The sequence below is a fragment of the Anaerostipes sp. AF04-45 genome (assembly GCF_003461725.1).
GTDB classification, from domain to species: domain Bacteria; phylum Bacillota; class Clostridia; order Lachnospirales; family Lachnospiraceae; genus Anaerostipes; species Anaerostipes caccae.
Genome location: NZ_QTXQ01000022.1, coordinates 1 through 9,183, shown reverse-complemented (window position 1 = coordinate 9,183; position 9,183 = coordinate 1). Strand labels below are relative to the sequence as shown.

Annotated in this window: 11 protein-coding genes; 9 read left to right on the top strand and 2 right to left on the bottom strand. The window is 41.6% G+C overall.

Translation table 11 applies throughout. From position 1 onward, the window contains the following. The first annotated feature begins 71 nt into the window (after nt 1–71). From DWV34_RS17055 to DWV34_RS17030, 6 genes are all read left to right on the top strand, one after another. A complete protein-coding gene (locus DWV34_RS17055; protein WP_022261146.1) occupies nt 72–1,154 on the top strand; it encodes a transaldolase family protein in 1,083 nt (360 codons plus the stop codon). 25 nt (nt 1,155–1,179) lie between these two features. Further along, the gene (locus DWV34_RS17050; protein WP_325052334.1) at nt 1,180–1,725 is read left to right on the top strand and encodes an MFS transporter; all 546 of its coding nucleotides are present in this window, start codon (nt 1,180–1,182) and stop codon (nt 1,723–1,725) included. A gap of 23 nt (nt 1,726–1,748) precedes the next feature. Continuing rightward, nucleotides 1,749–3,092 (top strand): MATE family efflux transporter, encoded by a 1,344-nt coding sequence (locus tag DWV34_RS17045; protein WP_022261145.1) that lies wholly within the window; start codon nt 1,749–1,751, stop codon nt 3,090–3,092. Nucleotides 3,093–3,202: 110 nt separating this feature from the next. Next, the gene (locus DWV34_RS17040; protein WP_009288862.1) at nt 3,203–3,811 is read left to right on the top strand and encodes a cytidylate kinase-like family protein; all 609 of its coding nucleotides are present in this window, start codon (nt 3,203–3,205) and stop codon (nt 3,809–3,811) included. A gap of 171 nt (nt 3,812–3,982) precedes the next feature. After that, complete coding sequence (locus DWV34_RS17035; RefSeq protein ID WP_006565933.1) at nt 3,983–4,585, top strand: DUF3267 domain-containing protein; 603 nt, start codon at nt 3,983–3,985, stop codon at nt 4,583–4,585. A 209-nt stretch (nt 4,586–4,794) separates the two neighbouring features. Beyond that, on the top strand, nt 4,795–5,403 hold the full coding sequence (locus DWV34_RS17030; RefSeq protein WP_009288861.1) for a cytidylate kinase-like family protein: 609 nt from the start codon (nt 4,795–4,797) through the stop codon (nt 5,401–5,403). A gap of 81 nt (nt 5,404–5,484) precedes the next feature. Here DWV34_RS17030 and DWV34_RS17025 read toward each other — a convergent pair whose 3' ends face one another. Next, on the bottom strand, nt 5,485–6,249 hold the full coding sequence (locus DWV34_RS17025; RefSeq protein WP_009288860.1) for a DeoR/GlpR family DNA-binding transcription regulator: 765 nt from the start codon (nt 6,247–6,249) through the stop codon (nt 5,485–5,487). Between the two features lie 235 nt (nt 6,250–6,484). Here DWV34_RS17025 and DWV34_RS17020 point away from each other — a divergent pair, with 235 nt between their 5' ends. Genes DWV34_RS17020 through DWV34_RS17010 form a run of 3 tightly spaced genes read left to right on the top strand, consistent with a single transcriptional unit; the run spans nt 6,485 to nt 8,328 of the window. Then, nucleotides 6,485–7,318: a Cof-type HAD-IIB family hydrolase gene (locus tag DWV34_RS17020; protein ID WP_118476772.1), complete on the top strand. Its 834-nt coding sequence runs from the start codon at nt 6,485–6,487 to the stop codon at nt 7,316–7,318. Between the two features lie 27 nt (nt 7,319–7,345). After that, the gene (locus DWV34_RS17015) at nt 7,346–7,759 is read left to right on the top strand and encodes an EamA family transporter (protein WP_118476771.1); all 414 of its coding nucleotides are present in this window, start codon (nt 7,346–7,348) and stop codon (nt 7,757–7,759) included. A gap of 26 nt (nt 7,760–7,785) precedes the next feature. After that, nucleotides 7,786–8,328, top strand: a complete 543-nt coding sequence (locus DWV34_RS17010) for a GNAT family N-acetyltransferase (protein WP_118476770.1) — start codon at nt 7,786–7,788, stop codon at nt 8,326–8,328. A 153-nt stretch (nt 8,329–8,481) separates the two neighbouring features. Here the strand turns inward: DWV34_RS17010 and DWV34_RS17005 are convergent, their stop codons facing one another. Beyond that, entirely contained in the window at nt 8,482–9,087 is a 606-nt protein-coding gene (locus tag DWV34_RS17005; RefSeq protein ID WP_118476769.1) for a flavin reductase, read from the bottom strand. Nucleotides 9,088–9,183: the final 96 nt, after the last annotated feature.

Here is a 9,183-nt window from a genome sequence, read left to right as displayed (position 1 = left end):
TATTATCATAATATACTAATATATATATTCATAATATAACCAACAACTTTCTCATGAAAGGAGTCTTCTTTATGTCAGACGCAAAAGGAAAACTGTTTGAAACTAGTGAAAAATTTCCCCAGACCGAATACTGGAATGATTCTTGTGCGGTAAAAGAGCTGGAATACGCCATTGAGCGCGGAGCAGCGGGAGCTACGACGAACCCTGTGATTGTAGGAAATGTATTGAATCAGGAGATGGATCTCTGGGAAGACACTCTTGTAAAATGGATCAATGAAATGCCGGAGGCAACAGAGGAGGAAATTGCATGGCGCCTGATCGAACAGATGGCAGTGCGCGGTGCGAAACTCTTGGAGCCGGTATATGAAAAGACAAATCACGCAAAAGGAAAAATTTCTATCCAGACCAATGCCAAACTGTACCGAAACGCAGAGGAGATGGCAAAGCAGGCGATTGGTTTTGGAGAACTGGCGCCAAATATTATGGTGAAGATGCCGACTTCAGCCGCAGGCATTAAGGCATTTGAAGAAGCTACTTTTGCAGGGATCAGCATTAACGCAACCGTATCTTTCACCGTAGCACAGGCTGTAGCTGTGGCAGAGGCAGTAGAGCGCGGATTAAAGAGGAGAGAAGAAGCAGGGCTTTCCAACGAAAATATGACACCTGTGTGTACCATCATGGTAGGACGTACCGATGACTGGGTGAAAGAAGCTGTGAAGCGGGATAATCTTTGTCTGGACCCATGTGCATTGGAGTATGCAGGCGTGGCAGTCTTTAAGAATGCATATGAGATTTATCAGGAACGCGGATATAAGACAAGACTTCTGGCGGCAGCGTACAGAAACTATTTCCACTGGTCTGAGTTTATCGGAGGAGATGTGGTTCTGACGATAACACAGCCATGGCAGGAGAAGATCAATGGATGTGATGTAGAGGTAAAAGAGCGCATGAGCCGTCCGGTACCGGAAAAATATTTAAATGAATTGAACAAGATTCCGGATTTTATCATGGCATATGAAGAAGACGGTTTAAAACCGGAAGAATTTGTACACTATGGAGCTTTCGTAAAGACGATCAATCAGTTCCTGGGAGGATATGAAAGTCTCTTGGGAGTGATCAGAAAGCTGATGGTGGGAGAACCGGTCAGAAAATAACATACATAGAGAGTAAAAGACAGGAATAAGAAAAAAGATCGCCGGGATCCTGATTCTTCCGGCACTGATTCCGAGATTTGGAAAAAGAAACCTGGCGCTGGCAGGATCACTGATCGTCATGGCCGGACAGCTTCTGTTCTTGTTTAATCCGCAGAGCTATGGTCTGGCTGTGGCGACTGCAGCAGTCAAGGGATTGGGAGAAGCACCGCTGTTCGGAGTTATCTTCTCGTTTATCGCGGATGCGGTGGAGTATGGGCAGTGGAAGACGCACATCCGACAGGAGGGTATGATCTTTAGTGCCGCTTCTGTGGGATCCAAGGTAGGAGCAGGACTTTCCAGTGCGGCCGTAGGTGCTGTCCTGGCGGCAGTGGGCTATATTTCTTCAGACAGCACGGGAGCGGCAGCACAGCAGCCGGCAAGCGCGGTGAGCGCCATCTCCAATACTTACATCTGGGCTCCGGTTGTCATATGGGGAGTTGCAGCAGTTGTTCTGTTTTTCTATAAACTGGATAAACAATATGCCGGAATCATGGAAGAACTGGAAGAACGGGAATCCAGAGGCGAGTTATAAGAAATAGAAAGAAGAGATAGGACATGAGGGAAAATCAGGGGAATCTGACAACAGGAAGTGTAAGAAAAAAATTGGCGGTCTATGCCCTTCCGCTGGTGCTGACCAGTGTTCTTCAGGCTCTGTACAGTATTGCGGATCTGGTGATCGCAGGTCAGTTTATCGGAAAAAGAAGTGTTTCTGCCATCAACAATTCCAGTCAGATTATGAACCTTCTGACCCAGGTAGCTGTGGGACTGACTCTGGGAGGCAATATACTGATCGGACAGTATTTTGGGAACGGCAGCCACAAAGAAAGAAAACGGGCAGGGGGGACACTCTTTTCTATCTCTCTCCTGTTTGGGGCTGCCAGCGGCGCTGTCATTTATCTGACCTCAGATACACTGCTTGGAATGCTCGGTGTTCCCGCAATGGGGGAATCTTTAGAATACTTACATATTTGTGCAGGGGGATGTATTTTTATCCTTGGATATAATGCGCTGAGTTCCATCATGCGGGGAACCGGAAATTCCAGGATACCATTTTTATGTATTCTCTCATCGATCCTTCTGAACGTTGTTTTGGACATATGTTTTGTGACGGTGTTCCATATGGGGATCAGAGGAGTGGCGTATGCCACGGTTTGTGCCCAGGCTGTGAGTTTTATGACGGCTCTGGTGTATACATGGAAACATCAGGATTATTATGGATTTTATCTGAAAAATTTTAAAATAAGGATTGAAAAGCTGATGGCTATTCTGAAACTGGGTGTCCCCTGTGTACTGCAGAATACGGTTGCTGGAATTTCATGGCTCACAGTCACCTACTTTATCAATCAATATGGCGTGGATGTCTCTGCGGGCAATGGGATCAGTATAAAGATCAAGGAATTCAGCCAGCTGTTTATTACATCCATGTCCGGAGGGGCAGCTACAATGATCGCGCAGAACCTGGGAGCAGGACAGTTTGAGAGGGCGAGGGAAACAATGAGAGAGGGTATGAGGATCTGCCTGATCATGGCGGGGATCGTGATTTTAGTGATCGAGATCAGTGCTCCATGGCTGGCTTCGCTCTTTACAAACGATCCGGCAGTTATTTCTGCCGCGGTAATGAATTTAAGGATTGAGATCATCGGCCAGATATTTTATGCTATGTTCCTGAACTATCACTCGCTGATGACAGGCGCAGGACATACGGTTTATGTATTTATGAGCAGTTTTGTTAACTGTATTCTCGTGAGAATCGTTTTGGCAGGTATTTTCAATCATGTGATCGGCCTGAATGGGGTATATCTGGCTTGTCTCATCGCACCGTCCGTCTCTGTCCCTATCGGTTATCTCTATACAAAATCAGGAATTTGGAAAAAAGATAGACTTTTGGCAACTAATTGAGTATAATTAGGATATATATTTATAATGTACTGAGTTATTACTAGAAGAATGTTGCTAATTATGAATATATTATAGTAAATTTCTGAGACTAAGGTAGGAAAGGAGAAACTATGGAAAAAACATTGATCACCATCAGCCGTCAGTACGGAAGTGATGGAACAAAGGTTGCACAGGCTTTGGCGGACAAGCTGGATGTATGGTACTATAACAGAGACGTCCTGCACATGGCAGCGGAAAAGATTGGCGTAGATGATTTAGATGAAAAATCCCTCGAAGAGCTGAATTACAGAAAAAGTTCCAGATATGTGGAGGGACTGAGTGTCATGATGGGAACACCGGGACATATTCCGGTCTACAATCAGATGTTCAAGGAACAGTCCAAGATCATCCGCAAGCTTGCAGGATACGGATCCGGGGTATTTCTTGGAAGATGTGCAGATTATGTACTGAAAGATATGGAAAATGTTTATACAATTTATCTCTATGCAGACGATGAATTCCGTTTAAATCATCTGTCTGAGGCAGAAGGCCGGGAAGTCACAAAATCTGAACTGAAGAAGGAAGATAAGACAAGAGAATCTTATTATGACTATTATACGGGACAAAAGTGGGGCGATGTTCAGAATTATGATCTGGCTGTCAACATGACAAAGCTCAGCCCGGAAGATTGTGCAGACTTAATCCTTGAATACATCGAAAAACGAAGAAAAGAAAAATAAATAAGTTTAAAAAGCATCTTGAAAGCAGTATGCCTTCGAGATGCTTTTTTGTAAAGTGCAGCAATTCTACGGTTATTTTACAATACTTTTCTGGTGTTATATGATAAATTAAAAAGGAAATGAAGTGTAGTATGCACTTGGGTATATAATGAAGAAAGGCGGAAGAGAAGTATGAAAAAAGAGGATAAGAAACAGGAACGCATCGAAAACTATGAGAGGACGAGAAAAGAAATGAAAGAAGCAGGGTACAAGGAATCTTCCGGGATTATCTCTATTCTGAAGGCAAACGTCATGGCACTCGCGACTGCAGGGCCGTTCTGTATTATAGCATTTATCATTTACACACTTCGCTGGGGGAAGGACGGTTTTGCCATAGACAGCAGAAATCTGGTTCTTTTTCTTGGGCTGTTCTTTGTATCGATCTTCATTCATGAAATGCTGCACGGTGCAGGATGGAGTCTGAGCTGTAAAAAGGGATGGCATAGTATTGCATTTGGTTTCATGTGGAGTTCTCTGACACCATACTGCCATTGTAAGGAGCCTCTAAAATTCAGCAGTTATGCGGTGGGATTATATCTCCCTTTTTGTGTGCTGGGTCTGGGTATATTTGCTGTCTCTCTGGCTGTGCCTAATTACAGGCTTTTCATGCTCGGAATCCTCAATATGCTCGCTGCCGGAGGGGATCTCACCATCGGATGCTGTCTTATGAAACATAAGAACGGGCTGATTCTGGATCATCCTACGGACTGCGGGTTTGTATCCTTTGAAAAATGATGGTTTGTGAAATCTTTACAAGAGACAGACCACTCTTATAACAAATTATGATTGATCCGCTGAAAATGAAAGTTATTATAGCATTGTGGGAATGAATTGAGTATAATGAGAGCGAAAACTGTAGTTAAAGAAACTATAATAGTCATAAATTATAAATAAGATGGGCATCTTATGAGATAACCCAACAGCAGATCAGGAAGGAAATAAAGATGGAAAAAACATTGATCACGATCGGACGCCAGCATGGAAGCGGCGGCACAGAAGTAGCAGAAATTCTGGCAGAAAAATTGAACGTTTGGTATTATAACAGGGAAATTCTGTATATGGCAGCGGATAAAATTGGATTTGATTCCTTTGATGAAGAATCTATGAAGGAGCTGAACTACAGGAAGAGTTCGAAATATATGGAAGGTCTCAGTGTCATGATGGGAACCCCGGGTCATATTCCTGTGTACAACAAAATGTATAAAGAGCAGGGAAAAATCATACAGAAGCTGGCCGGATACGGGTCCGGAGTTTTTCTTGGGAGATGTGCTGATTATATCCTGAAAGACTTTGAGAATGTATATTCTGTTTTTCTTTATGCAGATGATGAATATAGGCTGAAACGTCTTGCGAAAGCTGAGGGAAGGGAAGTTACCCTTGAAGAGATGAGAAAAGAAGATAAGACAAGGGAATCTTATTACAATTATTATACGGGACAGGAATGGGGCGATGTAAGAAATTATGATCTAGCTCTGAATATGGGAAAAACAACCGCAGAAGATGCCGCGGATATGATCCTGTCCTATATTGAAAAGCGCAGAAGAAGTAAATAAAAGATGAATGTAATACAAAATGCTCCGGGGCTGAAGCCTTCGGAGCATTTTATGACATCACAGATTATGATTTTGCGAAAGTTATCCTATTGTCTCAACAGTAATAGAATTCATACTGCAGAAATCCTCGTATTCTTCCGGAACCGGCTGGTCTGTGAGAATGTAATGGATCTTTTCCAGCGGGCAGTAAGTCATCAGAGAAAAGATGCCGAATTTAGAATGATCCGCGAGAACAAAGCGTTCCATACTGTTTGCAGTGACTGCCTCCTTTACTCTGTACTCCTCTTCGGATGCATTGGTCAGACCGTTTTCCATCGAAAGACCTGTGCATGCCATGAATGCTTTTCCGATATTAAACGCTTTCAGATAGTCTGCTATTTTTACATCAACGAAAGAAAGAGTCTCTCTTTTTAAATAACCGGGAAGAGAGATTACGGTAAGGTTTTCATACGGCAGGGCCTTTAAGGATACCTGAAGGCTGTTTGTTATGATCGTACAGCGCTTTTCAGAAATATAATCCACCAGGTTATGGCAGGTTGTTCCGGTATCAATATAAATGATATCCCCGTCTTTTACATGATCTGCGGCAAGGCGGCAGATCGCCTTTTTTTCTTCCATATATTTTTCGTGGCGTTCTGCAAATGGAAGCAGCTTTTTGGAAGGAAGTGTTTCATTGAGAGTGACGCCTCCATAAACTTTTTTGATTTTTCCTGTCTTTGCAAGTGTATCGATATCTCTGCGTATCGTATTTTTAGATACCTGAAAGACATCGCATAAGGTGTCGAGAGATACCGATTTTTCTTGTATAATATACTGTTCTATTTCATCGATTCGTTTTGTACGCATATATATTCCTCTTTCTGATATAGTATCTGTCATTGCTTTTATTATAGTATATTATGAGTAAATTGAAAAGAAGGAACTAGTAAGTTGTGAGAAGGTTTTTAGAGAACACAGACTGCTGGGTTTCAGATGGCGATCAGATATGGAATTTAATGAAAGGAGGTCTTTTCCGGAATTTTTTTCTGAGGTATAATAAAACAGAAACCAGAAATACACGGAAAGAACATCGGGGGACGGGATGAAAAAACGAGAAATTAAGCTGATCGCCATGGACATGGACGGTACACTTTTGACAAGCAGCAAGGAAATTACAGAACATACAATAGAAGTTTTAGAAGCGGCGATGGACAGGGGGATTCAGATTGTCCCTGCAACCGGACGGTCAGTGAACGGGCTTCCGAAAAAGCTGACGGCTCTTAAGAGAATGAGATACTGTATTCTGAGCAATGGAGCCAGAGTTTATGATCTGCATAAGAAAAAATCAATCTACAAGAACCAGTTTGAGACGGATCAGGTACTTAAGCTCCTGGAAGATGTCAGACCATATCATGCTTTTCGGAGCATAGCCAAAGATGGAGAAGTGTACTGCTATAAGGAAGAACTGGACAGACTCGGGTCGTTTCATCTGGGAGAATATTCTGAGGAGATGATACGTGCATCCAGAACACCGGTGGAAGACCTCAAGGACTATATTATACAGGAAGGCGGAACCTCTGAAAAGATGACGCTGTTTTTTGAAGATCAGGAAGAGCGGGCAAAAGCCAGAAAAGAATTGACGGAAAGCGGATTATATACGGTTGTGGCCTCGCTGAAAAATAATCTGGAGATTTCCCTTGATTCATGTAATAAGGGAGATGCACTGGCTCACCTGATGGAACATCTGGATTTGAAAAAGGAAAACATCATGGCCTGCGGAGATGCGGAAAACGATTATGAAATGATCAGGGCGGCAGGGATCGGAGTCGTCATGGAGAACGGCACAGATGAGATGAAAGAGATCGCAGACTATATAACAGATGACCACAACAGTGATGGGGTGGCCAAAGCCATTGAAAAACTGGTGTTAAATTAAGAAAATCAAAATTTGGAGGTGTGTGCTATGTGGTTTGTATTTGCATTACTGTCCGCAATATTTGCGGCACTCACATCGGTATTGGCGAAAATTGGAATAGATAAGGTTAACTCAAATCTTGCAACGGCCATTAAAACTGTGGTTGTTGCAATAATGGCATGGGGTATGGTTTTTCTTACGAACAAACAATCCGGTATTTCAGAAATCAGTAGAAAAAGTTGGTTGTTTTTGATCCTGTCTGGATTGGCAACAGGTGCTTCGTGGCTGTGTTATTATAGAGCGCTACAAATTGGTGAAGTATCGAAAGTTGTACCTGTTGATAAATTAAGTGTAGTGATTACCTTGATCTTAGCATTTGTGTTACTGCATGAGGAATTTACGATGAAATCTATCGTTGGATGTATACTAATTGGTATGGGAACATTAATTATGGTTGTATAAATTTGAATTTTTGGAGGTAAGATGGTGTGAATACACCTATATTGGAAACGGAACGCTTGATTTTAAGAAAATTCACAGAGCAAGATGTAGAAGCTCTTTTTCTTATTCTTAAAGATGAAGAAGTTAATAAATTTTTACCATGGTATCCTATGAAGAATGTAGAGGAAACAAAGAAATTTTATGAGGAAAGATATGCTTCAAAATATGCACAGCCACAAGGATATGCATATGCTATCTGCCTGAAAGAAGATAATTTTCCCATAGGTTATATCAAGGTAGATATGGAAGAACACCATGATTTTGGTTATGGATTACGTAAAGAATTTTGGCACAAGGGGATTGTTACAGAAGCTGGAAAGGCTGTAGTGGAACAAGTAAAAAAAGACGGCCTGCCATATATTACGGCAACTCATGACAAAAACAATCCGAGAAGTGGAAATATTATGAAAAAAGTAGGTATGAAATACTGCTATTCATATGAAGAACAGTGGCAACCAAAAGATATTTCTGTCATATTCAGAATGTATCAACTTAACTTTGATGGCAATACTGATTTTGTGTACCAATAATATTGGAATGAGTCAGACAATCAGTTTATTGAAAAATTATAATTTTGACATACAAATTTCATTAAGAAAAATCAAAATAGAGTTTGTTTACAGTAAAAAGCAGCCGGGAAGATATGGCTGCTTTTTAAATTGAACAGAAAATCGGTCAAAATGTCATAATATACGCTCAAAATCAGAAGCGCCATGTTTGCAGATTGGACAAATGAAATCGGCAGGAAGTTCCTCGCCTTCATAAATATAACCGCAGATTTTACACCGCCATCCTGTCTTTTTTGTTTCCTGAGGCTGCGGTTTGATGTGTTTATGGTAGTAGGCGTAAGTAACAGAAGGAACTTGCGATAAAACTTCCCCGTCTGTCACATCGGCAATAAACATTGTGTGCGTGCCGAGATCAACAGTCTCAGCGACGGAAGCACTGAGAAAAGCGTTGGCGTATTTATTCAGATAAAAGATACCGTTGGAGGAACGTTCATAGTCAGAAAAGTTCTTTAATTTGTCAACATCCCGTCCGCTCTGGAATCCAAAATGCTTAAAGATGTCAAAAGTCACTTCCTCGGAAAGAATGGAAACATTAAAAGAACCTGTATCTTTGATCATATCATGGGTGAAATTATCTTTATTGACAGCTATGGAAATGCGGTTGGGCGTCGTGGTGATCTGCTGTACGGTGTTGACGATACATCCGTTATCCTTTTCGCCGTTTTTTGCAGACAAAACAAAAAGGCCGTAGCTCAGCTGAAACATTGCTGCTTGATTCATAAATAAAACCTCCTTCTATACTTGATTATTATACTCAATATATTTGATATTGTCAATATTGGTTTACACTTTTTTCTCAAGAATGTTCGACCTTAT